Source organism: Nocardia brasiliensis, from assembly GCF_042691675.1.
Lineage (GTDB): Bacteria > Actinomycetota > Actinomycetes > Mycobacteriales > Mycobacteriaceae > Nocardia > Nocardia brasiliensis_D.
Genome location: NZ_CP170507.1, coordinates 3,444,914 through 3,471,817, shown reverse-complemented (window position 1 = coordinate 3,471,817; position 26,904 = coordinate 3,444,914). Strand labels below are relative to the sequence as shown.

The 26,904-nt window shown below is 66.8% G+C and carries 28 protein-coding genes and 2 pseudogenes; 10 read left to right on the top strand and 20 right to left on the bottom strand.

Annotated elements, in window-relative coordinates; genetic code table 11:
- Positions 1-247 precede the first annotated feature (247 nt).
- From ACFK0J_RS16355 to ACFK0J_RS16310, 10 genes are all read right to left on the bottom strand, one after another.
- Complete coding sequence (locus ACFK0J_RS16355) at positions 248-1,369, bottom strand: FAD-dependent oxidoreductase (protein ID WP_378741079.1); 1,122 nt, start codon at positions 1,367-1,369, stop codon at positions 248-250.
- A 414-nt stretch (positions 1,370-1,783) separates the two neighbouring features.
- On the bottom strand, positions 1,784-2,539 hold the full coding sequence (locus ACFK0J_RS16350) for a carotenoid oxygenase family protein (protein WP_378741077.1): 756 nt from the start codon (positions 2,537-2,539) through the stop codon (positions 1,784-1,786).
- Positions 2,539-2,682, bottom strand: a complete 144-nt coding sequence (locus tag ACFK0J_RS16345) for a hypothetical protein (RefSeq protein WP_378741075.1) — start codon at positions 2,680-2,682, stop codon at positions 2,539-2,541. Before ACFK0J_RS16345 ends, ACFK0J_RS16350 begins: the two co-directional genes overlap by 1 nt.
- 263 nt (positions 2,683-2,945) lie before the next feature.
- On the bottom strand, positions 2,946-3,896 hold the full coding sequence (locus ACFK0J_RS16340) for a formylglycine-generating enzyme family protein (RefSeq protein WP_378741073.1): 951 nt from the start codon (positions 3,894-3,896) through the stop codon (positions 2,946-2,948).
- On the bottom strand, positions 3,893-5,209 hold the full coding sequence (locus ACFK0J_RS16335) for an MFS transporter (RefSeq protein ID WP_378741070.1): 1,317 nt from the start codon (positions 5,207-5,209) through the stop codon (positions 3,893-3,895). Before ACFK0J_RS16335 ends, ACFK0J_RS16340 begins: the two co-directional genes overlap by 4 nt.
- 8 nt (positions 5,210-5,217) lie before the next feature.
- Positions 5,218-7,014, bottom strand: coding sequence for a sulfatase (locus tag ACFK0J_RS16330; RefSeq protein ID WP_378741067.1), 1,797 nt, complete (start codon positions 7,012-7,014; stop codon positions 5,218-5,220).
- Positions 7,014-7,619 (bottom strand): PadR family transcriptional regulator, encoded by a 606-nt coding sequence (locus ACFK0J_RS16325; RefSeq protein ID WP_378741064.1) that lies wholly within the window; start codon positions 7,617-7,619, stop codon positions 7,014-7,016. Before ACFK0J_RS16325 ends, ACFK0J_RS16330 begins: the two co-directional genes overlap by 1 nt.
- Before the next feature lie 7 nt (positions 7,620-7,626).
- Positions 7,627-8,805 carry an FAD-dependent monooxygenase gene (locus ACFK0J_RS16320; RefSeq protein ID WP_378741061.1) on the bottom strand — a complete coding sequence of 393 codons (1,179 nt, stop codon included), beginning with the start codon at positions 8,803-8,805 and terminating at the stop codon, positions 7,627-7,629.
- A gap of 2 nt (positions 8,806-8,807) precedes the next feature.
- A complete protein-coding gene (locus ACFK0J_RS16315) occupies positions 8,808-9,374 on the bottom strand; it encodes a DUF6790 family protein (protein ID WP_378741059.1) in 567 nt (188 codons plus the stop codon).
- An 81-nt stretch (positions 9,375-9,455) separates the two neighbouring features.
- Positions 9,456-9,878, bottom strand: coding sequence for a MarR family winged helix-turn-helix transcriptional regulator (locus tag ACFK0J_RS16310; protein ID WP_378741058.1), 423 nt, complete (start codon positions 9,876-9,878; stop codon positions 9,456-9,458).
- 348 nt (positions 9,879-10,226) lie between these two features.
- Between ACFK0J_RS16310 and ACFK0J_RS16305 the strand changes: the two are divergent.
- Positions 10,227-10,343: pseudogene (locus tag ACFK0J_RS16305) on the top strand (3-hydroxyacyl-CoA dehydrogenase NAD-binding domain-containing protein); the annotation flags it as partial.
- Here ACFK0J_RS16305 and ACFK0J_RS16300 read toward each other — a convergent pair.
- Positions 10,315-10,527 carry a hypothetical protein gene (locus ACFK0J_RS16300; protein WP_378743421.1) on the bottom strand — a complete coding sequence of 71 codons (213 nt, stop codon included), beginning with the start codon at positions 10,525-10,527 and terminating at the stop codon, positions 10,315-10,317. The pseudogene ACFK0J_RS16305 and the gene ACFK0J_RS16300 overlap by 29 nt on opposite strands.
- Before the next feature lie 1,280 nt (positions 10,528-11,807).
- Here ACFK0J_RS16300 and ACFK0J_RS16295 point away from each other — a divergent pair.
- Together ACFK0J_RS16295 and ACFK0J_RS16290 are read left to right on the top strand one after the other, a co-directional pair.
- Positions 11,808-12,068 (top strand): hypothetical protein, encoded by a 261-nt coding sequence (locus ACFK0J_RS16295; RefSeq protein ID WP_378741057.1) that lies wholly within the window; start codon positions 11,808-11,810, stop codon positions 12,066-12,068.
- A 24-nt stretch (positions 12,069-12,092) separates the two neighbouring features.
- Entirely contained in the window at positions 12,093-12,464 is a 372-nt protein-coding gene (locus ACFK0J_RS16290) for an IS30 family transposase (RefSeq protein ID WP_378742865.1), read from the top strand.
- An 84-nt stretch (positions 12,465-12,548) separates the two neighbouring features.
- Here ACFK0J_RS16290 and ACFK0J_RS16285 read toward each other — a convergent pair whose 3' ends face one another.
- Positions 12,549-13,745: an FAD-dependent oxidoreductase gene (locus ACFK0J_RS16285; protein WP_378741055.1), complete on the bottom strand. Its 1,197-nt coding sequence runs from the start codon at positions 13,743-13,745 to the stop codon at positions 12,549-12,551.
- Between the two features lie 155 nt (positions 13,746-13,900).
- Here ACFK0J_RS16285 and ACFK0J_RS16280 point away from each other — a divergent pair, with 155 nt between their 5' ends.
- Positions 13,901-14,506, top strand: a complete 606-nt coding sequence (locus tag ACFK0J_RS16280; protein WP_378741054.1) for a TetR/AcrR family transcriptional regulator — start codon at positions 13,901-13,903, stop codon at positions 14,504-14,506.
- Between the two features lie 437 nt (positions 14,507-14,943).
- On the opposite strand, the gene ACFK0J_RS16275 is transcribed toward ACFK0J_RS16280, so the two are convergent.
- The gene (locus ACFK0J_RS16275) at positions 14,944-15,894 is read right to left on the bottom strand and encodes an NADP-dependent oxidoreductase (protein ID WP_378741053.1); all 951 of its coding nucleotides are present in this window, start codon (positions 15,892-15,894) and stop codon (positions 14,944-14,946) included.
- An 82-nt stretch (positions 15,895-15,976) separates the two neighbouring features.
- On the opposite strand from ACFK0J_RS16275, the gene ACFK0J_RS16270 reads away from it, so the two are divergent.
- From ACFK0J_RS16270 to ACFK0J_RS16260, 3 genes are all read left to right on the top strand, one after another.
- Positions 15,977-16,552, top strand: a complete 576-nt coding sequence (locus tag ACFK0J_RS16270; RefSeq protein WP_218469673.1) for a TetR family transcriptional regulator — start codon at positions 15,977-15,979, stop codon at positions 16,550-16,552.
- Between the two features lie 542 nt (positions 16,553-17,094).
- Positions 17,095-17,865 (top strand): oxidoreductase, encoded by a 771-nt coding sequence (locus tag ACFK0J_RS16265; protein WP_378741051.1) that lies wholly within the window; start codon positions 17,095-17,097, stop codon positions 17,863-17,865.
- A gap of 35 nt (positions 17,866-17,900) precedes the next feature.
- Entirely contained in the window at positions 17,901-18,644 is a 744-nt protein-coding gene (locus ACFK0J_RS16260) for an SDR family oxidoreductase (RefSeq protein ID WP_378741049.1), read from the top strand.
- Here ACFK0J_RS16260 and ACFK0J_RS16255 read toward each other — a convergent pair.
- The 3 genes from ACFK0J_RS16255 to ACFK0J_RS16245 form a co-directional block, all read right to left on the bottom strand.
- Positions 18,593-19,519, bottom strand: a complete 927-nt coding sequence (locus tag ACFK0J_RS16255) for a LysR family transcriptional regulator (RefSeq protein ID WP_378741047.1) — start codon at positions 19,517-19,519, stop codon at positions 18,593-18,595. The genes ACFK0J_RS16260 and ACFK0J_RS16255 overlap by 52 nt on opposite strands.
- Positions 19,520-19,605: 86 nt before the next feature.
- The gene (locus tag ACFK0J_RS16250) at positions 19,606-20,091 is read right to left on the bottom strand and encodes a DUF488 family protein (RefSeq protein ID WP_378741044.1); all 486 of its coding nucleotides are present in this window, start codon (positions 20,089-20,091) and stop codon (positions 19,606-19,608) included.
- 93 nt (positions 20,092-20,184) lie between these two features.
- Positions 20,185-21,105 carry an LLM class flavin-dependent oxidoreductase gene (locus tag ACFK0J_RS16245; RefSeq protein WP_378741041.1) on the bottom strand — a complete coding sequence of 307 codons (921 nt, stop codon included), beginning with the start codon at positions 21,103-21,105 and terminating at the stop codon, positions 20,185-20,187.
- A 575-nt stretch (positions 21,106-21,680) separates the two neighbouring features.
- Between ACFK0J_RS16245 and ACFK0J_RS16240 the strand changes: the two genes are divergently transcribed.
- Positions 21,681-22,262, top strand: coding sequence for a carboxymuconolactone decarboxylase family protein (locus ACFK0J_RS16240; protein ID WP_378741040.1), 582 nt, complete (start codon positions 21,681-21,683; stop codon positions 22,260-22,262).
- 83 nt (positions 22,263-22,345) lie between these two features.
- Positions 22,346-22,687 (top strand): annotated as a pseudogene (locus ACFK0J_RS16235) (hypothetical protein); the annotation flags it as partial.
- Here ACFK0J_RS16235 and ACFK0J_RS16230 read toward each other — a convergent pair.
- Positions 22,675-22,845: an NUDIX hydrolase gene (locus tag ACFK0J_RS16230; RefSeq protein WP_378742863.1), complete on the bottom strand. Its 171-nt coding sequence runs from the start codon at positions 22,843-22,845 to the stop codon at positions 22,675-22,677. The pseudogene ACFK0J_RS16235 and the gene ACFK0J_RS16230 overlap by 13 nt on opposite strands.
- A gap of 99 nt (positions 22,846-22,944) precedes the next feature.
- Between ACFK0J_RS16230 and ACFK0J_RS16225 the strand changes: the two genes are divergently transcribed.
- Positions 22,945-23,562 carry a DUF3710 domain-containing protein gene (locus tag ACFK0J_RS16225; protein WP_378741038.1) on the top strand — a complete coding sequence of 206 codons (618 nt, stop codon included), beginning with the start codon at positions 22,945-22,947 and terminating at the stop codon, positions 23,560-23,562.
- A 50-nt stretch (positions 23,563-23,612) separates the two neighbouring features.
- On the opposite strand, the gene ACFK0J_RS16220 is transcribed toward ACFK0J_RS16225, so the two are convergent.
- The 3 genes from ACFK0J_RS16220 to ACFK0J_RS16210 are packed head-to-tail and all read right to left on the bottom strand — an operon-like array spanning position 23,613 to position 26,856.
- The gene (locus tag ACFK0J_RS16220; protein ID WP_378741036.1) at positions 23,613-24,353 is read right to left on the bottom strand and encodes an SDR family NAD(P)-dependent oxidoreductase; all 741 of its coding nucleotides are present in this window, start codon (positions 24,351-24,353) and stop codon (positions 23,613-23,615) included.
- Positions 24,350-25,609 (bottom strand): MBL fold metallo-hydrolase, encoded by a 1,260-nt coding sequence (locus tag ACFK0J_RS16215; RefSeq protein WP_378741034.1) that lies wholly within the window; start codon positions 25,607-25,609, stop codon positions 24,350-24,352. Before ACFK0J_RS16215 ends, ACFK0J_RS16220 begins: the two co-directional genes overlap by 4 nt.
- Entirely contained in the window at positions 25,606-26,856 is a 1,251-nt protein-coding gene (locus tag ACFK0J_RS16210; RefSeq protein WP_378741032.1) for a sulfotransferase family protein, read from the bottom strand. Before ACFK0J_RS16210 ends, ACFK0J_RS16215 begins: the two co-directional genes overlap by 4 nt.
- Between the last annotated feature and the right edge of the window lie 48 nt (positions 26,857-26,904).

Sequence of the window (26,904 nt, the reverse complement as noted above, 5' to 3'; positions counted from 1 at the left end):
TGCCTACCGCAAGACATCTTCAATTCTCGGCATTTGCGCGCGTTGAGAAGTGCTGTCAGCCAAGCGATTTGGACGGTCGACCAGCGCCCGCCCAGCGGCATGAGAGTGCGGTGCCGAACCCGCGCGCGGCGGCTGATACCGGGCGGGCCCTACGGCCGTGCGGCTCGTACCTCCAGGCCGCGATGTAGATAGCAACCGACCGTTACCCGGCGGGTCCGCGACAAGATCGCAAACGCAGATCGAGCTATTAGGAGTGATCGAATAGAGCGACGACGCTCTGCGGCGCTTCCGGGCCGAAGAAGGTCTTTAGGTTATGCGCCGAGCGGCCGGCGGCGTCGCCACTACGCAGGAATAGCCGCTCTTCGTAGGCGGTGAGCGCGACTTCGATGTCGGATAGCTCAACCAGCTTGCTCGCCAGGTCCGCACCGTCGTACATGGCGAGGTTCGCGCCCTCGCCGGCGAAGGGCGACATCAGATGCGCGGCGTCGCCGACGAGCGTCACGCCGGGCACCCTGTCCCACTCGAGTCCGACCGGAAGGGCATAGATGGGTCGGAGCCACGGTTGCGCATCGCTCTCTGTCACGAAGGCGGTGAGCAGCGGCGACCAGCCATCGAACTCGTCGGCAACTTGACGCAGGCCCGCGGACGGGTCGCCGAAGTCGATCGACCTCATCCACTCCTCGGGCTTGTTCAGCGCCACGTATCCGCGCACGTTATCGTCGGCGTAGCGATGGGCGATGATGCCTTTGCCGGGCGCGACCGCCATCAGCGTGCCACTGCCGATCGCGGCCACGCTCGCCCGACAGTTCTGGCCGCCTGAGCTGAGGGCGATCTCGATAAAGCAGGTTCCGCTGTAGAGAGGCTTGGCGGGGGTGAGCAGCGGACGCACCTTCGACCAGGCACCGTCCGCGCCGATGACGATGTCGGCGCGCGCGGCGGAACCTTTCGCGAAGGTGAGGTCGTAGCCGCCCTCCGGACGGTGCCGGATCGAAGCGAGCTTGTGACCCCACCTGATCGTCCCAGGCGCTAGCGAGTCGATGAGCAGGCGCCTGAGTTCGCCACGGTCCACCTCGGGACGGGCCGAACCGGGGTCTGCAGGCATGTCGAGCAGAATCGTGCCGTGGTGGTCGACCACACGCTTGGCATCCTCGCCCGGGCGGACCAGAGTGAGGAACTCGTCGTACAGACCGGCTGCGCGAAGCGCGACCTGCCCGATCGTTTCATGGATGTCGAGCAGGCCGCCTTGCGCACGGTTCTTCGCCGAAGCCTCACCCTCGTAGATCGTCGCGGCGACGCCGTGAGTCTGAAGCACCCGGGCGAGCGTCAGCCCGCCCAGTCCTGCTCCGACAATGGCGATGGTCTTCTGCATGCTGCGCTCCTCTGTTACGCCGACACGCGTCGGCGACCGTCAGTACCGAGAGCGGGCGGGATGCCCGGTCTCAGCAAGGAGACGCTCAACGATCAGAACCATCTGCATCGATGTACGAACGATGTCCTGCGGAGAGACTCGCGCGGAACATCGCTTTTCGCGACCCAGTGACTATAACTCGGCATCCGCCTCGCGGCAGCCAGGGCCGCTCACGCTGCGACGCACCGCGCCCGCCAGGTTCAGCCTCGACGGCTCTACAGTCCTTGGGGGTGCCGTTGGGTGCTACGGGAAAGAGTGGTCGGGGGTTCATGATCTGTCTCCAGGTCCGGGCACAGGCGGCCGTCCGACGGCTCGGTGGCCATCGGACGACCGCACTTCTAACGAATTCGGTTGTGCTGCAGGTAGAAACGCCGATCAGTCCGCGATCCAGGATCCGTGGATGCCGCCGGGCACGTGCCGGGGCAGTTCGACGGCCGCGACCGGTGGCGCGGTGAAGTCGTGGGCGTCGAGGACGAGCAGCTCCGAGGCCTTGCCGGTGCGGTCGCCGACGAGGGTGAGCAGGTAACCGTCGTCTTCGCTCGTGGCGTTGGTGGCGGGGACGAAAACAGCTTCACCGGGGATGCGGCCCGCGCCGGTCGGGGCCAGCAGGCGTGCGCCGGTGTCGTTGTCGTACTTGACGATTCCGACGCCGTCGGATCCGGAGCCGGGGTAGGCGACCGCGTAGCTGTAGCGGTTGCGGCGCCCGAGGTAGTCGTGGTTGATGGTCGGGAATTCGGTGACCGGTGAGTCCATCATTTCCTCGCGTGCGGTGGTCTGCCCGGGTTCGAGGACCCAGCGGTACTGCACGGCTCCGGCGACCGGGTCGGTCGGGTATCCGGGTGCGCCGATCCACCACTTCCACGACGTCTCCCAGGCCGACCGGTCCAGCCGGGGGCCTTCCACGACGACCCGCCCGGCCGCGTCCTCGTAGGCATTCGAAACATGCGGCATCGCACCGGGTTCCACGTCGAACCAGCGCACCGCGCCGGTGCCGGTGCGGGGCAGGATGCCCATACGCGCCTGGTAGGCGTCGCCCCACCGGTAGGGGATGCCGGAGGTTTCGGCGGGGTTGAAGGTCACCGACAGGTCCAGCCACACCGCGTAGTGCTCGGTGATCGCGAAGTCGTGCATCAGCGACGGGCCCGCCCCCTCGACGACCTGTTGGTGGCGGAGGTCGCCGTCGGCGGAGGCAGGTTGTGCGCGGTCACCTCGTCAGGCACGGGCCGGTAGTGGCCGGTCAGGTAGGGCTTGGCAAGCGCGGTGTCGCTGTTCATCGGGTAACCTCGTGATTCAATCGAGTGGCGGGGTGCGTTCCGAGAACGCACCCCTGCCAAGGGTTTTCGTCGTCATCACCAAACGTCCTCGCTGACCACACCGCGCCGTCCGACGTTCGGTGTCGCCGCGCGCAGGCGACCTCGGCACGCACCGCTCCGCGGGACAATTACTCGCGCGGACCGGTGCTGATCGTCGAGCACGAACAGACCGGCGGGGACGGCGAAGGGCCGAGCTGATCTGTGTCGGTCAGTGCCGTCCGCGGTCATCTCGGTTCCGTAGGTGTGGTCGCCGAAAGCTGTTGGGTGAATGAGTGTTTCGAGCCATCGGCGGGTAGTGCTGAGACGGTGCGGAAGCCGGCGTTGCCCATGGTGGCATCGGGGGTGTTCGAGGATCGGGCGGCGGTGCGGTATCTGGCGCAGTAACTGTCGTGGCACAGATACGAGCCGCCGCGCAGTACCCGCGACTCCCCAGCCGCGGCGCCTTGTGGATCGCGCACGTGCCCTGCTCGAGCGTCTTGGCTGTAGGTGTTCGGGGAGAATCGGTCATAGCACCACTCCCAGACGTTGCCTGCTGTCTGCCAGAGTCCGTACCCGTTAGGCCGGTAGGAGCGCACCGGTGCGGTGGTCAGGAATCCGTCCTCCTGGGTGTTGACGTTCGGGAAGGTGCCCTGCCAGATGTTGGCCCGCCACTGGCCGCTCGCACCTGGGGCGTCCTCACCCCAGGGATAGCGGGTTCCGGACAGCCCACCGCGCGCGGCGAATTCCCATTGCGCTTCGGTCGGGAGCCGTCGGCCTGCCCAGTCGCAGTAGGCGATGGCATCGTGCCAGGACACCTGGACGACCGGGTGGTCGGCGCGGTCGTCGATGCTGGAATGCCGTCCTTCGGGGTGCCGCCAGCTGGCCCCCGCCACTTCTACCCACCAGGGACTCTGTGGAGCGCGTCCGACGAGGTCGTGCTCGTCGGCGGCCAGCACGAGGTGGAATACGGCGGAAAATCCGAGCTTTTCGGCGTCGGTTCGGTATGCGGTGTGCGCCACGAACGTCGCGAAGGCGGCATTGGTGACGGTGGTCGTGTCGATGGTGAACGGCGACAGTTCCACAATGTGCACCGGCGTCTCCCCGTCGGCGTGAAATCCGTCGCGGTGCGGATCGCCCATCGCGAACGTCCCGCCGGGCAGGTGTGCCTGTTCGATCGGGTGGCGGTCGGAGCTCATCGAATTCGCTCGGCTAGGCGGATGCGTTGCCGTTCGGCGTCGCGGGGATAGGTGCGATAAAGAATGGTGCAGAAGGCGGCGTTGGTGAGCATGAGTATGCCGGGGATCCAGAGCATGACGCCGCGTAGGCCGATCACGTCGGTGAGCAGTCCGGCGGCGAGGTTGAACAGCGCGTAGGCGAGGGCTTCGAACACCGAGAGCAGCAGTGCGAAGGCGGCGCCGCGCATTTCGGGCGGTACGACGGCGGCGACGATGGGCCGGTTCACCCCGGGGTTGAGGCCTTGCATGAATCCCAGGACCGCCCAGAAGCCGGCGAAGATCTCGATGCCGCCCCAGTCGTGCTGGGTGCCGAGGATGGCGACGACGCCGAAACCGAGTTGGGCGAACTGCAGGATGATGATGCGTCCGGTCTCGGGGAGCCGGGTCTGGAGGAAGTCGGTGGCCAGACTGCCGCCGAAGGTGCCGAGCAGGTAGCCGATGCCGAAGGGCAGGGTGACGATCGAGGCGACGGCGGTGGTGAAGCCGTAGGTGTGGACGAGGAAGATGATGCCGAAGCTCATGATCAGCAGGTGGCCGGAGATGAGCCGCTGGATCAGCATGAGGACGAACGTCGGGATCCGGAGCATCTGTTGCACTGCGGCCCAAGTGATGCGGTCGTTCTCGGCATGCTGCCGCCGGGCGGTTTCGCTGGCTCCGACGCCGGGGTCGGTGAAGAACACGGCCAGCAGCACGGCGGTGAGAACGGTGATGGCGCCCCAGGCGAAGAATCCGTACCGCCAGCCGTCCGGCACGCGGGACAATTGCCCGATGAGCGGTCCGAGTACCGAGCCGAGCAGCGAGATCGCGCCCCAGGTGTAGCCGTTGGCGCGGCCGCGGGCTGTGTCGTCGAACAGGTCGGCGGTGATTTCGCTGGCGATCGGCAGTGCCGAGGCGATGAACACGGCCGATAGTCCGTAGAGGATGATGAGCTGAACGTAGTTCTGTGCGAGTCCGGTTGCGGCGGTGGCGATTCCGGTGCAGCCGGTGGCAACAGCGAAGGTGATCTTGCGGTTCGTCCGATGCGCCACCCACGCCCACAGTGGCCCGAAGACGATGCTGATGAACTTCGCGAGGGAGGTCAGGTAGCCGACCGCGGCCGCGGGCGCCGCGATCGCTTGGACGATGACCGGGGCGAGGGTGCTGAGTACGCTGGATTCGTTGTTGTCGGCCCACAGCGGAGCGACGACGAGGGCGAGTTTGCGCCAGCGGCCGGGAATGATCACCGGTGCGGCGTCGGTGAGTGCCGGGGACGCCGGCACGACTTTGTCTGTCAAGGGATGTCTCACTGAGGGTGGCGGGAGATCGGTCGGCTCTCGGCCAGTGCCCGATCGAGGCGGTGCAGGGTTCGCCTGGTCAGAACCGGGCTGAAGGGGGCCAATTCGAGGAGGGTGGCCGAGGCGGTCTGCTCGGCGATGCGGGCGATCGCGGGCCCGAGCGTCGCCTCGACGATCGTGCGGGTTTCGGCCGTGGCGAGCAGATCGGTGATCGGCGTGTTCAGCCCGGGCCGCCCAGTCGGGAAATCTTCCGGCACCGGGAGCGGCTCGACAGCTTCCTGATAGATCGGCAGTTGGGCCCTGGCCAGCAGGTGCCGGTAATCTGCCTTTCCTTCCAGCGGCAGGCCGAGACGGAGGAACTGGGAGTCCGGCGCGTCGTTGGCACGCATGAGGTCGAGCAGCAGGTCGATCATCCGCAGTTCGAGGTCATCGTCGACGATCGGGTTCTCCTGGCCGGGGTCGCTGTCCAGGTCGAACAGAACCGTGCCGAAGGCGAACGGGTCGCCGACGGCGAACCCGGGTACTCGCAGCACCGGGACGTTCTTGGTGAACGACAGCGGGCCGACCAACTGCGCGTTCTCCAGTTCACCCGGGGTGAAACGGGTGGCCATGTGCGTAGGCATCAGGGTGTGCTCGAATAGCGGCGCATTGCCTGGCGCGGCCGGGGCCCGCAGATACACGTACCGCCCGTCGGTGACGTTGACGTGCCCGCCGAAGACTCCGAACAGCGCGCCAACCCGGTGCCGGTCCGGGGCTGGATGCCGCAACAACGGCAGCAGGGACCGTCCCTGCATGTCCGCGGTGGGTTGAAGGCCGAAGAAATCCAGCAGGGTGGGGCCGAAGTCGATGGTCTGCACCAGTTCCCGGCAGGTGCCCGCTTTCGTCCTGGCAACCGGATCCCAAAGGAACAGCGGCGTGTGAATGTTCTCGTCGTACCACGGCTGCACGTTCTTGCCCCACCAACCGTGCTCGCCGAGCAGGAACCCGTGGTCGGTGCACACGATCAGCAACGTGTCGTCCCACAGGCCCAGCTCGTCGAAGATATCCAGGACGCGACCGAGCGACGCGTCGCACATCGTCAGCAGCGCGGCGTATTCGGCCCGCGTGTGTCGCACGGTTTCCGAATCTTCTTCCACCCGTTTGTAATCGGGCCACGCCGTGGACTCGCTCGCCGCGTCCAGCGCGGGATAGTGGCGTTGGTGGTCGCGGTGGGAGAAGAACGGTTCATGCGGGTCGAAGCACTCGATTTGCACGAACCACGCGTCCTCGGCGCGATTGGTCCTGATGAACTCGAGACCCGCGTTCACCGTTCGGACCTGCGGGTGATCGGCCGGTTCGGTCAGATACTTCCGGTTGACCAGGTCCTGCCGCCACAGGTGGTGACGAACCCGGCGCACGCTCTGCGGCTGCGGCGGATCGGCGACCTGCCCCTTCCACGCGTCGCCCTCCTGGCCACGGAAGAACTCGAAGGTACGGAATCGACTGTGGTACGTCGCTCCGCCGTCCTCCCAATAGTGCGGATGGTCGGTGACCAGATGCGGATATATCCCCGCCGCGGACAGCATCTCCGGCACGGAATCGTCGAAGGGTTCCAAGGGACCCCAGGAACGGTGCAGAAAGTTGTGGCGGCCGGTGTGCATCTCGCGGCGGGCGGGCATGCACGGCATCGAGCCGCCGTAGCAATTGTCGAACCGCACGGTGTGCGCGGCGAGCCGGATGAAGTTCGGCGCGTGCACCCACTCGGCGCCGTACGGCGGCAGTAGCCGGCGGTTGAGACTGTCGAACAACATCAGGACCGCGCGCATCAGTTGCCCACCTTGCGAATCCCGGCCTGCCCGGCCTCGACGGTGGCCGCGCAGGCTTCCAATTCTTCCAGCAACTCCTCGAGCCACGCGATCCAGCCGTCGATCTGCCGCTCGCCCTGGCGCCGGATCTGTCGCGCGATGAAATCCAGGGCCTCGGCATCGATTTCGGCCCGATCGTCGTCGGCCTCGGTGTCGTACGGGCGGTTTCGGTTGAGTCGCACCTGCTCGCGCCGCGCCGCCAGTTCTTCCCGCACGAGATCGAGCGTGCCCGGCTCGCCGAGCATCATGCTCACGCGCAGCCGGAATGCGAACTCCGGATCCTGGAACCGGCGCGGCGGCAGGTACGCGGAGCGCACCCAGCGTCGCAGCCGCGCCATCCCGGCCTCGGTGACGGTGTAGATCTTCGCGTCCGGTCCGCCGTCGCGGGGATCGGTCCGCCACACCACGGAGCCCTCGACCTGCATGCGGTTCAGCTCGCGGTAGATCTGGCTGGCATGGCGGTCCAGGCCGACGAACTTGCCCTCGATACAGCACCACCGCTTGATGTCGTAGCCGCTCATTGCCCGGGCCGCCAGGAGGCCGAGCAGCGGATATTCGAGCTTCAATGGTTTGTCACCTCGCCGCGACGGCGGTTTCAGGGGTCCAGGACAGCGCGTTGTCCATCGCGCTGAGGTACATCGAACGCGGCGTCAGCCACACGAGGCCGTTGCGGAACGTGACCTTCAGCGGATTGCGCCACTGCGCAACCCGTCCTGACAAGGCCGCGACCCGCGCCAGTTCCTGGGTCCGCGGACGCCGCGCCAGGTCGTAGTCGGCTGCCAGGGATTCCGCGGTCGACGCTTTCGCGGCGAGCCCACCGAATGTCGCGGCGTCCTCCAGTGCCTGTGCCGCTCCCTGCCCGAGATCGGGTGTGCTCGCGTGCGCGGCGTCACCGAGCAGGACCACCCGGCCGCGGGTATAGGTGGGCAGCGCTGTCTCCAGGGAATAGATGTCGTGGCGTAGTAGTGATTTCGGCGGGGTGGCGGCGAGCAGCCGCGGGATCGGGTCGTGCCAGTCGCGGAAACCTCGCGCGACCGCCTCGATGCTGTCGTGCGGGTGGGAGTTCGGCGGGGCCGACAGCGTCGCGTACCAGTACACCCGCCCATCGGTCAGCGGCATAATGCCGAACCGCTTGCCCCGCCCCCAGCTTTCGATCAACGAGCGGCCCACCTCGATGTCGGCGGCGGCCTCGGCTGGTACCACGCCGCGCCAGGTGAGGTACCCGGCGTAGACCGGCCCCGGGTGCCCGGGGAACAGTTGCGCTCTTGTCGGACTGTCGAGGCCGTCCGCGGCGACGACGAGGTCCGCTCTGAGAGTTGCGGATTCGCCGGATGGACGCTGGAACGTCACGGTGCCCGTTTCGGGATCGACACCGGTCACCCGGTGGCCGGTTTGCAGGTGGGCGTGCTCCAGCGCCCCGATAAGCATGGCGTGTGCGTCGGCCCGGTGCAGCATGTACCCGGAGACACCGAACCGGCGCCGGACCTCGGTGACGTCCCCCCGCAACAGCCACCGTCCGGATGCGGTCCGAATTCCCGTGGCGCCCTGCGCAATATCCAACTCCCGGAGCCGGTCCGCAAGTCCCAGCCAGTTCAGCGCGCGCACCGCGTTGGGTGCCAGCATCAGCCCCGCGCCGACCGGCCGGAACTCCTGCGCGCGTTCCAGCACCGTCACCTTCCAGCCGGCGCGCTCCAGGCCGAGCGCCGCGCCCAACCCGCCGATTCCGCCACCGACCACCACTGCCCTGCTCATGCCTACCTGCTCCCGGTCTCGCGCACGGAAACACCCGCGCCGCTAGGCAACAGGGCCGCAGTCAAGGGCTGCTCGATAGCGGGCAGTCGGTGCGAGTAGCGGGCGAGGACGATCATGACCGCGGGGAAGAGCAAATCGCAGACCAGCACTCCACCGGTATTGCCAGGAGCATGGTCGCCATTGGCGAACCACTGGTAGACGTGGCCGATCGCCGCACCCCACAGGAACATCCCGGCGCCGAGGCCGATGGTGATGCGCTCGCGGGCGGTGGCCGAGGCTGCACGGAATCCCATGACGGCGAGCCCGAGGTTGGCGAAGGCGATCTCGAACTGGAACGGGGTCCGGTCGAATCCGATCGCGGTAGCCATCACGTCCGGGATGGTCAGGAAGGCGATCGTCATCCACAGGCTGCCGCAGCCTAGGGCGGCGACGGCCCACCACCGCTGCCAGGTTTCCAGGGCGGCCGCACGGGAGGGGCTGTGCCGGGTTCGGATCAGTGCGCCGACAACCGCGATCACTATCCAGACCAGGGGGAAAGCTGACTGGGCCAGGTAAGACATCTCGTTCATGGACGTGAGTGTTGCACGGTTAATATTAACCGGTCAAGACTCAGATACATCGAGGATGGCACTACAAGGTGTCGGGCCGAGCTATCGGCGTGGCTCGAGAAGCTTGGCCAGCGTGGCAGTGTCGTGCAGGTAGCGTTCGTACGGAAAGCCCGCTTCGAGCAGCGCATCGCGCAGCTCGTTCTGCAGCGGCCTGTCGCTGCCATGGAAGGCGTTGCGGCCGGCTTCGGTGGTGCTGACCAGTCGACGCCGTCCGTGCTCGGGGTCGGGCTCGACCGCGACGAATCCCGCTGTTTCCAGCGGGCGCAGGGCCCGGCTGACCGCCGGGTCCGATACCGCCAGCGCCTGTGCCAGCTGATGCTGGGTCACCGGCTCGATTTCTTCCAACGTCCCCAGCAGGCGTATCTGGCTGTACGTCAGCGCCCCGGAGTCGTCCACGCGTCGCCGCGCGGCCTCTCCGAGCAGGTACACCACGCGATGCAGCAAGTCCCCGAGTCCATCGTCCACAAGCCGAACGTATCAGAGTCTTGCTTGGTTAACATTCATGGTTACGCCGGCCTGGTCGACGATCGCGATGTCATGGTGGCCTTCGGCCCAATCGATGCCGCAGTAACGATTCAATCCGTCCTCCTCAGAGCTAGGGTTCTCGGGTTGTTCGACACCCGGGCGAGAACGCGCAGCACCCTACTTACGAGCCTCTATGGGCTGGCCTCCGATGAGCTGTACGCGATCCCAGCGCACCCGCACGGCGCCGGTCTGCGTCAGAGCTCGAAAGGCTCACCCGTGACAAAGGCGTCGGGTCGTGCGGGCGGGCTCGAACCACGAGCAATCACCCCCCTTGATGGTGGCCGGAACGACTTCGCCGACCGCCAGCTGGTGGTCGAGGCGGTGCTCGAGGACGAGAAGGTGAAGACCGCGATCTTCGCCGAGCTGGACAAGGTCGTCACCGACCCGTCCGCGGTGCTCGCCTCCGCTCCAGCAGGTCATGCGCACTGTCGATATCGCACGCGGCGTCGGGTACTCGGAGCAGCAGGTGCGCAACCTCGAACGTGCGGGCGTCCTGGCCCCCTTGGGCGGCGAACTCGCGGACACTGAGCCGCTGCGCGTCGCGCAGCGCCCGAGCCTCTCGGCCGGTCCAGCGCGGCACAGTGGTCACGCACGCTCCGCGATCGACTACAGAGGGTCATCGTCAGCCTAATGCCGCGCTGGTCCGGTTGCGCAAGTCCGATGCCACACCGCGCCAATACGGAAACCTTGCTCCCGCAACCGCTCTCGCAGATCGGCCAGGCTCGCGGGGACTTGCAGCGAGAAACTCGATGTTCGGTCCGGGGAACGGACCACGAATACACTGCTGTCTTCGGCGCCCACGCCGCCACTTTCGATGATCATCATTTTCCTTCAGGTCCCGCCGCCCTACGGACCAACCAATCACGACGCCCGTACTATCCGGAATCCGCGCCCGCGACAAAGCATTTCGGCAAGAGAACCCGCCACCGATCCATTCGGAGACACGACCTAGGTGTGTCCGGCGCGTGCATGCCGCCCAGCTAGCCGGCCTAACCCCGCGATTGCTGTGCATTTGCACTCCCGACAGCTTCAGTATCGCGGGGGACTTAAGTCGGTGTTAACGGTGAGCAGGGACCGATCATGTTCTGCCGAGTTCGTCTGTGGCTGTTGGTGTCGAGGTCGACGACGGGCGCGTTGTTGTTGGCGGCGTTCTTCTCGAGGGTCAAAAGGTCGATCACCGAGGCGTAGAGCTGAAGTTGCTGTTCGAACTCGGCGCAGTGCGCGCGCTGCGCCGAGCTCGGCCTTGAGCTTGTCGTGTCGAGTCGGTCGAGTTCGTGTCTGTCGCGGCGGTGGCTGATCGGCGGGCGAGTGGGTCGGCGACGATGTCGGCGAGTTCTTTTCGGCGCCTCTGGATTTCGATGATGTCGCGGTCGGTGCGGGTGATCCGCAAGGAGGTGAACACCTCTCGTCTCGATGACCGCAGCTACGTCCCAGTGTGCATACACGTTCTGCCGCCTTACCACCGCCGACCGGGAGCTGAGCTCGCCCGGAGGCAAGAGCACTGCAGGCTCGAATCACGCGAACGCGACCGAAGTTCCTCCAGATGCTGGTCGTAGTGTGGCCCGGCGCCATCCAATACCGCCACCTCAGCATCCAGATGTTCGAGGGCTACGCGGGCACCAGCGAGTCCGGCTTCCGCGCCGAAGTCGAGGCCGAACAAGCCCTCGCCCGCGGCGAGGTCCTGCTGAATTTGGCCACCGATCACGTCCACGAGCTGCGCGGGCCCGCTGCGGACGAAGCCGCGGCCCGGCTCAGCGAGTTCGCGGCCCGGACAGGGTTCGAAGGAACCGTGGTGAACGACCCCGCCGCCTCGCGCGCATTCTGGCCCGCAACGACCCGCACATCCATCTGGGTACCTATGTCACCTGCGTGTTCAACCCCGATAAAGCGTTGTGCCAACCACGCACCGACCGAACAGGTCAGCTGCGCCCGACTCCGGCCAACTGCCAGCCGCTCGAATGCCACAACGTCGCCCTCACCGACGCCAATACCGGCGCCCTCACCCAGGAACGCGACGCCATCGACACAGAACTGGCGGCGCGCCCGGCACTCCCGCCGCTGCTCGAGACCCGGCTGCGACAACGCCACCGAGCCATAACCGCGCTCATCGACACCGACAGAAGCCGTTGATTCGAACGCTCCACTTGATTTCTCATCCTGGTCGCGCTACCGGACGGGCATCGCGCCGACCTGGTCGCGGCCGCGCTGGCGGCACGGATCGTGACGCTGCCGGTCGCGTTGCGGCGCACCCTGACCTGGGACCAAGGCCACGAAATGGCCGCTCACGCCCAGTTCACCGTCGCCACCGAGGTCCCGGTCTATTTCTGCGATCCCAAGAGTCCGTGGCAGCGCGGCAGCAACGAAAACACCAACGGACTTGTCCGCCAATACCTTCCCCGCACCGTCGACATGCGCGACTACACCCAAACCGACCTCGATACCATCGCCGACGAACTCAATCAGCGCCCTCGACAAACCCTCGGCTTCAAGACACCATCAGAAGCACTCAACGAGGTGTTGCGATGACCGCCTGAACCCGCACCGAGTTGCGGGCGTTTGGTTGCTTGTTCACGGCATGTCGCCGAAGCCTGGTTTCTCGCTGAGGTGTGGCTATGGTTTCTGTTGCCTGCGTCGATATTCGGCGGCCCTGGTCTGGTAGTTCTCGTGTTCGCGCGCGTGGTCTGGGGGAAGGGGCGGTGTGTCGGGGGATGTCGTGGCGAAGAACCGCGTGAGCGCGGTGTTCGAGCTCACGGCGAGTTCTGCGGATCGTGGGAACATCGCTGTCTCGTAGCGTGTGATCGCGTCGTCGAGATTGTTCTCTTTGTGGATGGCGTGCGCGAGTTCTGCGCCATCGAGTAACGCGAGATTGGTGCCGTGGCCGCCGAAGGGTGCCATCAGATGGGCTGCGTCGCCGATCAAGGTGACGCCGGGGACATGGTTCCAGGTCAGCGGAGCGGGCAGGGCCCAGAAGCTGCGTGGCACGTAGTCGCCGTCGATGTCGGTGAGCAGTGGGCGCATGAGCGCGGACCAGTGGCTGAATTCCCGCAGCAGGAAGGATCGGACGGCCTCGCGGTCGGTGATGTCCACGCCGGCGGTGACGTGCCAGTCGAGTTCGGCGCGGAAGGCGACGTAACCGCGGACCACACCGTTGCTGTTGCGCTGGACGATCACCGCGCGGCCGTCGCCGTCGGAGGAGAACATGTGGCCGTCACCGACGATCGCGGCGATTTCGGGGTGTCTGGTGTCCACGTCATCGAATCGGGCGTCGAGAAAGCAGACCCCGAGGTACTGCGGGACCGCGGCGGTGAGCAACCGACGAACCGGCGACCATGCGCCGTCGGCGCCGATGACGAGGTCGGCTTCGGTGCTGGCGCCGTTGGCGAACTCCAGTCGGTGCGTGCCACCGCCTTGCGGGGTCGCGTGCAGGAGTTTGTGCCCCCAGGCGACCGTGCCGGGACGCAGGTGCTCATAAAGCATGGTCCGCAGTTGCCCGCGGTCGATCTCGGGAGCCGCGACGTCGCCCTCGGCGGGAGTGAACTCGGCCAGGACGGTGCCGTGGTGGTCGCGGCGGCTTTTGGCCTGGCCCTCGACCCGGGCCAAAGCCCGGAAAGCGTCCATCAGCCCGGCGTCCTCCAACGCGATCTGGCCGGCGTCTGCGTGCAAGTCCAGCGTCCCGCCCGGGTCACGGGAGTCCACGGCGGCGTCCGCGTCGTACACCGTGGGCTGAATGTCATATCCCTGCAGGACACGGGCGCACATCAGGCCCGCGGGGCCGCCGCCGACGATAGCGATACGGGGTGTGGTCATAAGGGTGGTTCCTCTCGAACTTGTTGCGGCGGTGTGGTTGTCGCCGCTGGGTGCAGGCCGGGTCGACCTCGCTTCACCCAGCTTAAGTGAAACCGTGCCAAAAGTATATCCGTTCTAATCTTCAATCCGTTCTACCCATGCGCTAAGGTGGGCACATGACCGAACCAGGACGCCGCGAGCGCAAGAAAGCCGCGAACCGCCAAGCCCTGGCGGACGCGGCGCTGAGGCTGTTTCTGGAGCGCGGCTACGACGCGGTCGGCGTGCGGGAGATCGCCGACGCCGCTGACGTTTCGGTGGCCACGCTGTTCAAGCACTTCCCCGACGGCAAGGAAGCACTGATCTTCGACCAGGACGCCGACCGTGAGGAAGCGCTCGTCGCCGCCGTCCGCGAGCGCCCGACCGGCCAGTCCATCCCCCAGGCGCTGCGCACGCTGCTGCACGACGAGCGCTCTCGACAGGTCCGCACCGACCCTCGCTTCCCCGAGTTCCTCCACCTGATCGAGGCCACTCCGGTACTGCGCGAGCGCGCTCGGCGCATATGGCTGCGTCACGAAAACGCCCTGGCCGCAGCGATCGTCGCCGACACCGGACTACCCGAAAACGACCCCGCCGCCCAAGCTCTGGCCCACTTCGCCCTCGAAGCCGTCAGCCTCGTCCACGGACGAGACGACCCTGAGTGGGCACTCGACCGAATCTTCACCCTCCTCGACACCGGGTGGACAGCCACGACGCAGGAATCCGCTCGGCACGACAGCACCTGACCACACGACCGCGCCGCAGACGACCTTCGCACGTTCATGCCGCGGAGCGCGCGTTCGGCCACAATGATCACCGCATCCCTCGGTCGACCCACACGGAGCCGCGGAGCGAACACCCCCAGGGAACCGTTGCGAAACCGGCCCGCAGATCAGCAGGCACAACAGCCCGCTACAGGTCTAGAACCCCCAACCCTGCTGTGCGGTTGCTGAGGCGATCTGACTCGCCTGCGCTTGACCTGTCAAAGGATTCGGATCAGGTGACCAAAAGCCGGGTTGTAGGGTCTCGGAACTCGTGGCCAAATCTCAGAACGATTGGCCATAGCGTGGCCAGTTGGCCATGATTTTGAGATTCGGCTCCCTGTTCCGGCTGATTGGTGGTTGATGATCTTCGCCAGTTGTGTTCCGGGGCAGGAGGGTTCGGGCTGTCGGGCGGTCATGCCTCACAGGACGAGCATGAGCTTGCCGCCGGGGTGGCGGGATTGGCTGAGTTCGGCCGCTTTCTGGATTTGGTCGAGCGTGTAGGTGCGGGCGACCGGTACGACCAGGATGCCTTCGTCGGCGAGCCGGGCGAACTCGTCCATCTGGTCGTAGCGGATCTCGGTGGTGATCCGGACGCCCAGATCGGCCGCGGCGGCGAAGTCCGAGACGGTGAGGACACGGTCGGGGTCGCCGGTCAGTTCGATCAGGGTCGGCAGTGAGCCGCCGGCCGGGCTGGGCTGGTCGGCGCGGTCGATCCGGCCGCCGGTCGGCGCCGTGTCCAGGGCGCGGTCGACGGGACCTTCGGACAGTGCCCTGATACGTTCGGCCATGCCGTCGCCGTAGGCGGTTACTCGGGCGCCGATCTGTTCCAGGGCTGCGGCCCGGGTCTGCCCGGCGGTGGCTATCACACGGATTCCCCGGTGCAGCGCGAAGCGCACCGCCGCTTCGCCCACGGTAGAGCCCGCGCCGTGGACGAGCAGCAGCTCGCCCGGCCGGACCCCGAGGTCGTCGAGCGCGCGCCATGCCGTCTCGGCCGCCATCGGCAGCGCGGCGGCCTGCTCGTCGGTGACGCCGTCGGGAATGTGCGCCCAGGCCGGCATCAGTGCGTACTCGGCAGCACCGGCCGTCGGGCCGTCGAAGGTGGCCGGGCCGAACACGCGGTCGCCGATCCGGACGCCGGTGACGCCGTCGCCGAGTGCGTCGACGGTGCCCGCGATCTCGAGGCCGAGCCCGCGCGGCAGCGGTGGCAGTTGGTCGGCGAGGAGACCGTTGACGAGGTGCCAGTCGGCCGGTGTCAGGCCGCATGCCCGCACGCCGATCCGGATCTGGCCGGGTCCCGGCTCCGGCCGCGGGACGTCGCGGAGCACAATCGCGTCAGGGGAACCGAACCGGTCGAATTGAAGAGCCTTCATGACACCCACCTCGTGATGACAGCATCTGTTGTCGCCCACCGTACGTCATGACAACAGATGCTGCTGTCGTAGGCTGGTGTGTATGCCGAGATGGGAGTCCGACGCACAGGGCCGGCTCGAGCGCGCGGCGCTCGAGCTATTCGAGTCGCAAGGATTCGACCGCACCTCGGTCGCGCAGATCGCAGGTGCCGCCGGTCTGAAGGAGCGCTCGTTCTACCGTTACTTCCCCGACAAGCGGGAAGTTCTCTTCGCCGGTGACGAGGTCGAGGCGCACCTCGTCACCCAGCTCGAGGCGGCAGACCCGGGCCTCACGCCGTTCGAGGCGCTGCTGGCCGCACTGGGAACCGCCGAGGAGATCTTTCGCCCGCGCGAATTTCTGGTACGCCGGGGGAAAGTGATCGCCGCCAACCCGGCACTGGCCGAGCGCGAGCTGATCAAGCTCGACTCCATCGCCGACGCACTCGTCCCAGCGATCGAACGTCGCGGCGTCGAACCCGGCAAGGCGCGCTTCATAATCGACGTGGTGCTGGCGATCCACCGGCACGCCATGCCCCGCTGGCTGGCCGAGCCGGACACCACCCTTTCCCAGTCCGTGGCACAGTCCGCGGCTGAGCTCAGCGAGGCGATCATGGCGCTGGGTCCGACGAGCCAGTTCTGACGGCTCAGGAAATGCCAGCGAATTGCGACGACCACAGCTGGCCACACCGTGAGACAACCAAGAAACCAGCCGGTCACGCAGCCACCGTGTGCCACGGATTCTGAGACCCTACCCGGGTGCCCTTGCGTTCCGAATATCAACTGGTGCTTGGTACATGTCGGCCATGTTCTTACGGTCGTTCGCCGGATCGGTGGCGTCCCGTGTAGCGAGCGGGGCGCAGACTCCTGATCCGGCGTGCACCAGTATGCGTCGAACCATTGAGCTACAACGTGTTTGGCCGATCCTCCGCTACGGATGGAAGCTCTGCGCGAGGTACCGCAGCCGGAGATCGGCGTTTGTCGCCACGAGCGAAAGGTTTGGGACTGTATAGGAATTTCCTATGGTGCCTACTGAATTTTCGTCTTTGCTTGTCGTTCTTTCGCTGGCATACCGTGAAATAGCTCGATTAGGTGCCCAACCGCGATTCTCCGAAGATTCGTGCCCGGGGGCACATCGCGCCTTTTCGTCGAGCCGTCAAATACGCAATCGAGAGGACAGTGGACATGAGTACGGTCGAGAACGGTTCGGGAACAGGAGAACTCGTGGGAAAGCGGGCCCTGGTGACCGGCGGTACTCGCGGAATCGGAGCCGCCGTTGTGCGCCAACTCCTGGACGCGGGCGCCGAGGTGCTTGCGGCCGCCCGATCGGAAACGAGCCCGGTACCGGAGGGGGCCGCCTTCGTGGCGGCCGACGTGCGAACTCGGGCCGGTGCGGAGACGCTCGCCGCAGCCGCGCAGGAGATGGTCGGCGGGGTGGACATCCTGGTCCACAACGCGGGCGGGGCGGGTCCCTACCAAGGCGCACTGGCGATCCCGGACCAAGCGTGGCAGGACGCGCTGGATTTGAACTTCCTGGCATCGGTGCGACTGGACTCGCTGGTGGCACCAGGGATGCGGGACCGGCGTTCGGGGATGATCGTGCACATCTCCTCGGCCGCGGTCCCCACGGTGGCACCGCCGTTCCTGCACTACACGACAGCGAAGGCGGCACTGGAGAACTACAGCCGCGGATTGGCTGCGGAGTTGGCACCGTTCGGAATCCGGGTCAACACCGTATCTCCCGGCAGAACCGCCACCCCTGGCGGCGAGGCGACGCGGGAGCAGTGGGCACGCCTGGATGCGGGGCCGGGCCAGGACAACACCGCCCCACCGCTGGGGCGCGATGGCCGGCCCACCGACATCGCCAACGCGGTGCTTTTCCTCGTCTCGCCACGGGCAAGCTGGCTGACCGGAAGCAGCATCGTCGTCGACGGCGGCGAATTCCCCAGGGGCTGAACAGGTTCGGAAAACAACAACGGAGGAATCCCGGCATGGGTGCATACAACGACAAGAATGTGGTGATCACCGGTGGCGGCAGCGGCTTGGGGTTCGCGCTGGCGGAGCTGCTGGTGAAAGGTGGAGCCCGAGTGGTGATTACCGGCCGCTCGCAGGCCGGCCTCGATACCGCGCGCGAACGGCTGGGCAAGAACGCGATTGCCGTCCGAGGCGATGTGGCCGCACTATCCGACCTCGATGCGCTGGCGGAGCGGGTAACGGCCGAACTCGGCACGATCGAGGCCCTGTTCGTCAACGCCGGCATCGCCTCCCTCACGCCCTTCGAGTCGACAACGGAGCAGATGTTCGACGAGCTGTTCGCGATCAATGTCAAAGGCGCATTCTTCACAGTGCAGAAGCTCGCCCCGCTGCTCAGCCCGGGCGCGGGCGTTGTCCTCACGACCTCGAATGCGAACGTCCTGGGTTTGCCGCACACCAGCGTCTATGCGGCGGGCAAAGCGGCGCTGCGCTCGATGGCCCGCAGCCTCTCCCGCGAGCTGCTTCCACGTGGAATTCGTGTCAACGCGATCAGCCCCGGTCCCATTGACACGGGAATTTTGGAAAACACGATGACCGCGGAGGCCGCCGAGCAGTTCAAAGCGGAACGGGTCGCGGACAATCCCATGCGGCGTTTCGGCACCCCCGACGAAATTGCCAGGGCGGCAGCATTTCTCGCCTTCGATGCCACTTACGCGGCAGGCACCGAGTTCGTTGCGGACGGAGGTGTCACCCAGCTCTGAGCGGGCTTGTGCCAGCTCTCCTCACGCAGGAGTTCGAGCAGGGCCGCCTCCGCCGGACCCGCGTCGTGGCGGACCACGGCGACGACGGGCTGGGACACGGCCGGGACCACCGGGCGAGCGAGGTGCTCGTAACCGTGGGGCACCACGGAGGTCGGGACGAGCGTCACTCCCAGTCCGTACGCGGCCCAGCGCACGGCCGTCGCCGTCTGGGACACGCGGGCGGCCGTGGTCGGGGTCAGCTTGTTGTCGCGCAGCACGCCGGTCAGCACACCGTCGAGCGCGCTGTCGCGGTCGAACCGCACCCACGATTCCCCCTCCAGCTCGCACAGCTCAACCCGCTCCGAGTCGAGCAGCCGATGCCCGGCGCTCAGCACCACGGCAAACTCTTCGTAGCCGAGGTGCTGGGCGTCGGCGGGGCCACGATCGCAGGCCGCCATCAAAGCGAGATCCAGCACGCCCTGGCGACACAGCCGCTCCAGCTCGGCTGAACTCGGCTCCTCGAAGACAGTGACCTCCAGGCGCGGAAAGCGGCGGCGCAGCGCGCTCAGCACGACCGGCAGCTGCCGAGTACCAAAGCCCATCTGCGCCGCGACCACCAACTCCCCCACCAGCTCCTCGGCACCGCCTCGCGCCGTCGCCCGCGCCCGCCGCGCCGCACTCACCGCTACCTGCGCCTCCCGCAGAAACGCACGACCCACCACGGTGGGCACCAGTCCGGCCGGTGTCCGCGCGAACAGCGCCACGCCCAATTCCCGCTCCAGGTTGCGGATCTGCTGCGACATCGACGGTTGAGCGACATGCAGCAACTCCGCCGCCGCCGTCACCGATCCCGCTTCGGCCACGGCCAGCGCGTACTCGAACTGACGAAGGCTCATCGGCTCCGTCCCTTCCCGGGTGGACCATCACCCAGCCCGCTGTGATCGCTGCAACAACAGGTGCTACAACACCGGAGGCAGCGCGTTTACTCCACGTCTGCTACGACCTTCCACTCCTGAACGAACATCCGCTCATGCCGCATACCGCGCGAACAGCGCCGGGCAACTACCCGAGCAGCATCCGGGAGGATTCGCCAAACGCTTGTTGGTCGGGTCCTCCGCGAGGCAGCCTCTCGGAGCACGTCGTCGAGCGCGTGCCAGAACGGCGGCGTGCGCATGTAATCGGCGTAGGCTCGCAGACCCTGGTGGCGCAGCGCGGTATTCACCGAGTCCGGGTCCGGGTCTCGGCCCTTGCCGCCCAGGCCCTCGGCCCACTCGTACTTTATCGACACATCACCCAGCCACTTCTGCATCGTCGTCCCTGTGAATTGCGGGTGTCGACGGCTGCGCGGCACCGCCCGAACATCGGCGATCAGCCCGATTCCGGCCGATACCAGCAAATCTTCGAACTCGGCCCCGGGAATGATCCCGTGCCCGACCGTGAACAGGGAAACTCGATCGCCGTGTGCCATTGATTCCTCCAGTCAAGGTTCTCCGGTTCGCGGGAGTACTTCTGGTCGGCGGATTCGGTTCAGCTGTCGCTGACACCACTGCGAGCCGGGAGGTCATCTCGTTGGGGGCTTGTTCGCGATGCGGCGCAGCACGAACGGCAGTTGGTCGATTCCGGCGTCGAGCGGTCCCGCTTCCTGCCACCACGTGGCGCCCGCCTCGGCCAGCGGCCCGAGGAGGTCGCTCGCTTCGGCAGAATCGGTCGGCAGCATCCCGCCCACGACAAGGTCGAAGGGCTGGTTCTGTCGATCGCCGCGGTGTTCGCTGACGTAGGCCAGCAGGTCGCGGACCTCACTCGCAGGCGGGGCCTGCCCGCGCGGGACCGAGGTGAACATCGGCACCGCACCGTCCCAGCGGGCGGCCCGGCGCATCGGCGCGCGCTTGGGCCACCCACCACCAACCCAGATCGGGACCCTCGGCCGCTGCACCGGCGTAGGCAGCAGGGTGACGTCCTCGACCTGAAAATGCTTCCCGTGGTGAGTCACCGATTCTCCCGACCAGTACCGGTCGAGCAATTCCAAACCCTCGTCGAGGCGTTCGGCCAGCACGAGGGGATCGGTCGCCTCGCCGAAGCTGCCGAACTCCTCCTGCACCGGACCTCCCAAACCGACCCCGAGAATCACCCGGCCCCCACTGATGCGATCCAAGGTGGCCACCTGCCGGGCGAGTTGCTGTGGCCGACGACGGGCCACCGCCGTGATCATGGTGCCGAGCCGGATCCGGCTGGTCGCCAGCGCCGCCGCGGTCAGCAGCATCCACGGGTCCCCCAACTTCCGACCAGGACGCTTGTCGTAAACCAGGTGATCCCACACGAACAACCCGTCCCACCCGGCCTGCTCCGCCGCCGCGGCCACCGCCGCCACTGTCCTCGCATCGGCGAAATCACCGAAATTAGGGATGTTGATCGCCAACTGCATCCCCGCCCGCGTGCTGCTCTCGCGCAGCGGGTCCGTCCGCTCGCTCGCCGGGCCGCTCATAGCCGGCTCTCGGCTGGTTCGCACCAAGTTGTAAGAGCTTGCTCCAGCCCAGTCAGGCGCGAGGCGGCGGCTCCGCCCGCGGCCACACAGCCGCCGGGTTCGGCACCCGCCAGGATTACCGATGCAACGAATTTCCCGGTCGACATGCCAGCTCGCTTCCGCGTCGTAGGTGGTTTGAAAACGCGTTGTCGAGATCGTGCGCCGCAGAGGCCGCACCTTTTGCATGACTAGTCCAGCTTCATGAATTTTCATGCATTTGAGTATCGTAGCCGGATGAATGCTCTCCGAGGCAGTGATAATCGTCTTGCTCCGTGTCGGCGAGTTGGCGGCCACGCTCGACCGCGAGGCCTTGGCCCGATTTTCGGGAAACTCGAGCAAACGACGGTCCTCTATCGAACGCGGGGGTAACGTCCGTCGTGACGGCCGAGAGGTAGTAACGCTCACAGCTGGCTTTCCAGCTCGAAGCAAGGCTTTTTTCACTCGGAGGGTTGGACGAATAGATCCGCCCGGCGCCGAATTCCCAATGCTTTTTGCAAGGCTCCTCGCAGCAGACCGAACCGCTGACCATTTAACTCATGGAGGTGTTGATGGTCCGTCTGCCCTACGGCGATCTCGATGCCCTGCCACCCGACGTCCGCGCGCGGGTGAACGAACTCGGAGATTTGAATATCAGCCGCATGATCGCGCACTGCCCGGGGGTGGTCGGGCCCTTCCACGCACTCGCCCGTGCGAACCTGGCCGACACCACGCTGGACGCTCGGCTGCGGGAGATGGTGATCCTGCTCATCGGGCACCGTCGTGGCTGCGAGTACATAGCAGTCCAGCACGAGATCCCGGCGCGGACGGTCGGTGTGAGCCGGGCCCAGCTGGACGCACTCACCGCGCAGGAATTCGGCGACGCCGTGTTCACCGACGCCGACCGCGCCGTCTTCGCGCTGGTCGCGGCCGCGCTGGCCGGCAACGGCGACGTGCCGGACGATGTGTTCGACCGGGCACACCATCATCTCGACGATCGGGGAATGGTCGAGTTGATGATCATCGTCGGGTGGTACTCCTGCACGGCCATCTTGTTGAATACCCTTCAGGTCGACCTCGACGCGACCGCGCGTATGCGCTTCGCGCCCAGGGGAAACGGGCATTCCGCCGACAACACGTGAACGGACCGATACGAGCAGCCGCCCGAAAGCATGCTGCGCCCGCCCGCTGCGCGCAATTGACACCGTCGCCGACGACGCGTCGCATGAGTCGGCAGGTCGCGGTGCCGAACCCGACGGCTGTGCGGGCTCGGTCGATGCCGCCAACGCGGACTGCGGGCCAATGGTCGCCTTGTGACGCGCCCCGCTTCCCGTCGGCGCAACCGCCATCGGGATCGTCCCAATCGGCGAGCGGACGCACGCAGAGTTTCTCCCACGATGACATACCGAACCTGGACTCTGTACTGAAAATCCTGCAGACAAGACTGCCCGGCTTGGACAGGTCGACGACGGCAGACGGCGTGATCCTGTTCTCACACACAGGATCCGGGCATCTCGCGGTGCGGGCTTCGGGCACCGAGCCAGGGACGCGACTCTACCTGGAGGCGCCGCCGGAGACCGTCACCGACGTGGCCGCCCGTCGGCACCCGCGCGCCACTGGGGTGAACCGCTGCGCGGAGTATGCCGCCAGCCAGGTGCTGCCGAGGACCTCCACCGAGGCCGCCTCAAACCCGGTCTCCTCCAACAGTTCCCGAGCAGCCGCGATGCCAATCTCCGGACACGATCCCGCACCGCTGCGTACGGGGACAGGTGCCGTCAGCTCTGGTGGCTACTGCGGCAACGACCTGCTGGATAGCCTTATGGTGTGACCGACCAGCTAGGTGGGGAGGGTCCGGCGCGTCCGATCGGCCCGAACGGGCGCGGGCCCTACGACGAAATGGACGCGCCCGACGATAACGTGCGTCGGCTCGATCTCCGTTCGATACGGATCCCGGTGCCTGCCTGGGGTGAGTTTCTAGTCGATATGGCTTGCGACGACTCGATCGTGCGTTTGGTGCATTGGCAAACCCCGCTCGGGCGGTTCACCGTGACCGCTTACGCCGCACCATCTTCCGGCGGGTTGTGGGAGAAGGTCATCCCAGAACTCATGGATGGCCTGCGTCAGAATTGCCGCACGGTGCGCCGCGAACCCGGCAGCTGGGGTGACGAAGTGGCAGCCGCGATGGGTGATCGCGCCCTGCGGTTCGTTGGCATCGATGGGCCGCGCTGGATGCTGCGCGGCGCCATGCTCGCCCCGCCCGCTACGGTCCAGAACAGTGCGTCAGCTCTGCGGGATCTATTGCGCGGCACTGTGGTGGTGCGAGGCGCAGAGGAACTGCCGGACCGCACCTTGTTGCAGATGAAGCTGCCTCCCGAGATGGCGGCACGAATCCCCGGCGTACCGAAAGACGAAGCGGGGCTGCGGTCGTTCGGTGTGCTCTGAGTTCGGAGCGACCCCGGCATCGACAACCCAACGAAGCGGCAGCCAGACTTTCAGCCCTGGATGGAGAATCCTCCGTCGACCAGGACAGTCTGCCCGGTGATGTAGCGGGCGGCGGGGCTGGATAGAAACAGCACGACCTCGGCGATGTCGTCGGGGGTGCCGAAGCACGCGGCGGGGATGCGGTCGCGCAGGGGTGTGACGAGCTGGTCGTAGGCGAGCATCGGTGCGGTCATGTCGGTTTCGATCACGCCGGGTGCGACGGCGTTGACGCGGATGCCGTGGCGTGCCCACGCCACCGCCAGTGTCTTGGTCATCTGCACGATCCCAGCTTTGGCCGCCCCGTAGCCAGGGACGATTTCCTGACCGAAGAACGAGGCGAGGGAGGCGGTGTTGACAACCGCGCCCGCCGCGCTGTCGGCCAGTCGAGTGCGTAATGCCGTGGTGAGTCGGAACGGCGAGACCAGGTTGATGGCGAGTGCGGCGGAGAAGGTGTCGGGTTGCCATTCGTCGCGTCCGCCCGGCAAGGTGGCACCGGCATTGTTGACCAACACCTCGACCGCACCGAGCCGGTCGACCAGCGCGTCCACCGTCTCCGGATCGGCCAGATCGACCTGCTGGTAGGCGAATTCGCTCAGATCGGTGTCATAGGAGGCGGGATCGGCTCGGGTCCCGGTCACGGTGACCCGGGCGCCCGCGCGGCTGAAGGCGCGGGCGACGGCGTGGCCGATGCCACGGGTGCCGCCGGTCACCAGCACCGACGTGTCAGCGAAATCGTAAGTGACAGAACTCATTTGCCCTCCTCGAGCGCCTTGTCCGCGGTATCGATCGACAGTTCGAGCCAGCGGTGCAGCCAGAAATTGGCGCCGCGATGCTCATCGCGGAGGAGAATGTGCGCGTCCCGGAACACGCGCAGCGCGGCATGGTTGTCCGGTTCCGCAGTGAGCACGACCTCGGCCAGCTGCACCGCGCGCAGCGGAAGTCCTTGCCGGAGTGCGTCGTCGGCCGCGTGCACCAGGGCCGTGGCACCGGCCACCGCCACCAGGGCGGGGTGCGCGTCGCGGGCCGGTATTCCATACAGTTCGGTGGTGGAGCCGGCGTGGAACCAGCCGGCGTACAGTTCCCAGATCGCCCGTACCGCCCATGCGACGGTGCCGTAGCCCTCACCGACACACAGGTGCTCGGGCAGTCGCAACTCCCGCATCAGAGTGTGTACATCGGTGCCGTCGTTCATGGCGCGCACCACCGCATCGTGGACGTAGCGCACGGCGTCGCGCACCTTGGTGATCTCGGCGCGGATCACCTCGGCCCCGTGGATCGGGGCGAAGTGGCCGACGCAGAGCAGTTCCGGCTTCAAGGCGAGCACCCGGTCGGCGGAGGCGATGAACTGTAGTGGGTCGCGGACGCGGTCGCCTCGGATGGTGTTGAAGTTGGGGAAATGGCCGAACAGGGCGCCGAACAGGTTGCCGACGAACGCGATCCGCCGCTGCGGCAGCCAGACGGTGAGCGAGTCGACGGTTTCGCCGGGCGTGGACAGCAGTTCGAAACGGGTCCCGCCGAGTTCGAAGGCGTAGGTGTCGTCGACGGCGATATCGGGGGTCGGGGTGGACTGCACCGGTGCCGGATCCCCGGGTCGGGCCGCGCGTGCGGCGGCGCTCATCGCCTCGGCGAAGAAGGGGTAGCTGCGCCGGGCACGGAAGGCCGCGATGCGCGCGTCGTCGGCTTGACAGGCGGCGTTGGCGCGGTGGGCGATGACGGTGGTGCCCGGCTCGCAGAGGGTGTCGACGCCGCCGACATGGTCGACGTGGCCCTGGGTCAGCAGGATGTAGCGGGTTCGGCCGGGGGCCACTGCGGCGTAGGCCCGCAGGTGCTGTGGCGCCTCGAACCCCATACCGGTATTGATGATCACCCGGCCCGCGGTGGTGGTGACGAGGAAAGAATTGGACAGTCCTTCCGACATCCAGATGCCGTCGGCGACCGGTGTCGCGGGGCCGGTGGCCGGGCGGATGGCGGTGGCGGATGGGCGTTCGGCGATGAGCGGGGAGATCATCGAACCTCCTCGGCGACATCGGTGGCTGTGATGTAGAAGTCGAACCGGCGCCGAACGGCAGCCGGGTCGGCGCCGAAATCCGTGCGCATGTCGTAGTGCACTCGGCCGTCCTTTCCACGTGGGTGATCGGCCAGATACTTGGTGGCCCTGTCGGTTTGGCTGGTGAAGTCGAGTCCTGCCGCGGTGTAGACGCGCTCGAGTGTGCCGATCTCGTCCGCCATGAAGTCGGTGAAGGCGACGTCGACGGTGCGTTCGGTGGGCAGCAGTGCGCGGTCGCGCACGCTGGCGCGCAGCATGGTTTCGATGCGGTCGACCCAGTAGTCGAAGGTCGAGCCCGGGTCGACCCGGTGTGCGCTGAGCCGGGAGGAGTAGGCGATCATCGTCGCGGCGGACTGCACAACCGACAGCGGGTCGCGGTGGGTCACCACGATGGTGGCGTCGGGGAAGGTGGCCAGCAGCGGACCCAGCTGTTCGAGATGCTGCGGTGATTTCAGCACCCAGCGTCGGCGGTCGCCGCGCATCCATTGGATGGCCTGCAGGGTCTGTTTCATCCACTGGTAGCGCGGTGTCTGGTCCTCGGCGAGGTAGTGGTTGCGCCAGCCCGGCACATGCGCGACCCATTCGAGGGTGTAGCTGCCGAAATCCGGGCCCTGCAACTCGATTTCCTCGTGCACGTGGTCCGGGGTCATCGGATGCATAGCCTGCTGATACGGCAGCAGCGCTACGCTGCGCTCGTGTTCGGCCAGCGCGCGGGCGCGGCGCTGGTCCTCGGGTTTGGGCACGCGCTCGCAGCGTGGATCGACCGGTTCGTAGCTTTCCCACAGCGGCAGCGACTGCAATCGTTCGTCGGTGGCAAGCAGGTTCACCAGGTGGGTGGTGCCCGAGCGGGGCAGCCCGACCACGACGATCGGCGCCCGCACCGGCTCGTCGAGGATCTGCGGATGGCGGGAGAGCAGATCGACCAGCTTCGTCCGCGTCGTCGCGTACCGGGTGACGAGCCGGAACACCATCGCTCGGCCCAGCGCGGTGCGGTTGCTGTCGGCGTCGACCTCGGCCAGCCACAGCGCGAGGCGGTCCCGGAAATCGTCGGCACCGAAATCGTCGAGCCCGCTGCGGTGGCGCGCCACCGCGAGGACCGATTCCACGTCGAGAGCCACCGGGTGCGCCGCCGCCGTCTCGAGGGCGGCCCGCTGAATGTCGGTCAACTGCGGGTCAGCCAGGTCGCGGACGCGGATGACCTTGCTCATGCGGGTTCTCCGATCCGCGCGTGGACGTCCGGCACCGGATCGACGGAA

Excerpts from the sequence above, each read along its gene's own strand:
- ACFK0J_RS16340 (WP_378741073.1), bottom strand. The coding sequence starts at position 3,896 with ATGAGCTCCGACCGCCACCCGATCGAACAGGCACACCTGCCCGGCGGG.
- ACFK0J_RS16285 (WP_378741055.1), bottom strand. The coding sequence starts at position 13,745 with ATGACCACACCCCGTATCGCTATCGTCGGCGGCGGCCCCGCGGGCCTG.
- ACFK0J_RS16280 (WP_378741054.1), top strand. The coding sequence starts at position 13,901 with ATGACCGAACCAGGACGCCGCGAGCGCAAGAAAGCCGCGAACCGCCAA.
- ACFK0J_RS16315 (WP_378741059.1), bottom strand. The coding sequence starts at position 9,374 with ATGAACGAGATGTCTTACCTGGCCCAGTCAGCTTTCCCCCTGGTCTGG.
- ACFK0J_RS16250 (WP_378741044.1), bottom strand. The coding sequence starts at position 20,091 with ATGGCACACGGCGATCGAGTTTCCCTGTTCACGGTCGGGCACGGGATC.
- ACFK0J_RS16260 (WP_378741049.1), top strand. The coding sequence starts at position 17,901 with ATGGGTGCATACAACGACAAGAATGTGGTGATCACCGGTGGCGGCAGC.
- ACFK0J_RS16275 (WP_378741053.1), bottom strand. The coding sequence starts at position 15,894 with ATGAAGGCTCTTCAATTCGACCGGTTCGGTTCCCCTGACGCGATTGTG.
- ACFK0J_RS16210 (WP_378741032.1), bottom strand. The coding sequence starts at position 26,856 with ATGAGCAAGGTCATCCGCGTCCGCGACCTGGCTGACCCGCAGTTGACC.
- ACFK0J_RS16350 (WP_378741077.1), bottom strand. The coding sequence starts at position 2,539 with ATGCACGACTTCGCGATCACCGAGCACTACGCGGTGTGGCTGGACCTG.
- ACFK0J_RS16355 (WP_378741079.1), bottom strand. The coding sequence starts at position 1,369 with ATGCAGAAGACCATCGCCATTGTCGGAGCAGGACTGGGCGGGCTGACG.
- ACFK0J_RS16245 (WP_378741041.1), bottom strand. The coding sequence starts at position 21,105 with ATGAGCGGCCCGGCGAGCGAGCGGACGGACCCGCTGCGCGAGAGCAGC.
- ACFK0J_RS16330 (WP_378741067.1), bottom strand. The coding sequence starts at position 7,014 with ATGCGCGCGGTCCTGATGTTGTTCGACAGTCTCAACCGCCGGCTACTG.
- ACFK0J_RS16270 (WP_218469673.1), top strand. The coding sequence starts at position 15,977 with ATGCCGAGATGGGAGTCCGACGCACAGGGCCGGCTCGAGCGCGCGGCG.
- ACFK0J_RS16255 (WP_378741047.1), bottom strand. The coding sequence starts at position 19,519 with ATGAGCCTTCGTCAGTTCGAGTACGCGCTGGCCGTGGCCGAAGCGGGA.
- ACFK0J_RS16320 (WP_378741061.1), bottom strand. The coding sequence starts at position 8,805 with ATGAGCAGGGCAGTGGTGGTCGGTGGCGGAATCGGCGGGTTGGGCGCG.
- ACFK0J_RS16215 (WP_378741034.1), bottom strand. The coding sequence starts at position 25,609 with ATGATCTCCCCGCTCATCGCCGAACGCCCATCCGCCACCGCCATCCGC.
- ACFK0J_RS16240 (WP_378741040.1), top strand. The coding sequence starts at position 21,681 with ATGGAGGTGTTGATGGTCCGTCTGCCCTACGGCGATCTCGATGCCCTG.
- ACFK0J_RS16265 (WP_378741051.1), top strand. The coding sequence starts at position 17,095 with ATGAGTACGGTCGAGAACGGTTCGGGAACAGGAGAACTCGTGGGAAAG.
- ACFK0J_RS16220 (WP_378741036.1), bottom strand. The coding sequence starts at position 24,353 with ATGAGTTCTGTCACTTACGATTTCGCTGACACGTCGGTGCTGGTGACC.
- ACFK0J_RS16345 (WP_378741075.1), bottom strand. The coding sequence starts at position 2,682 with ATGAACAGCGACACCGCGCTTGCCAAGCCCTACCTGACCGGCCACTAC.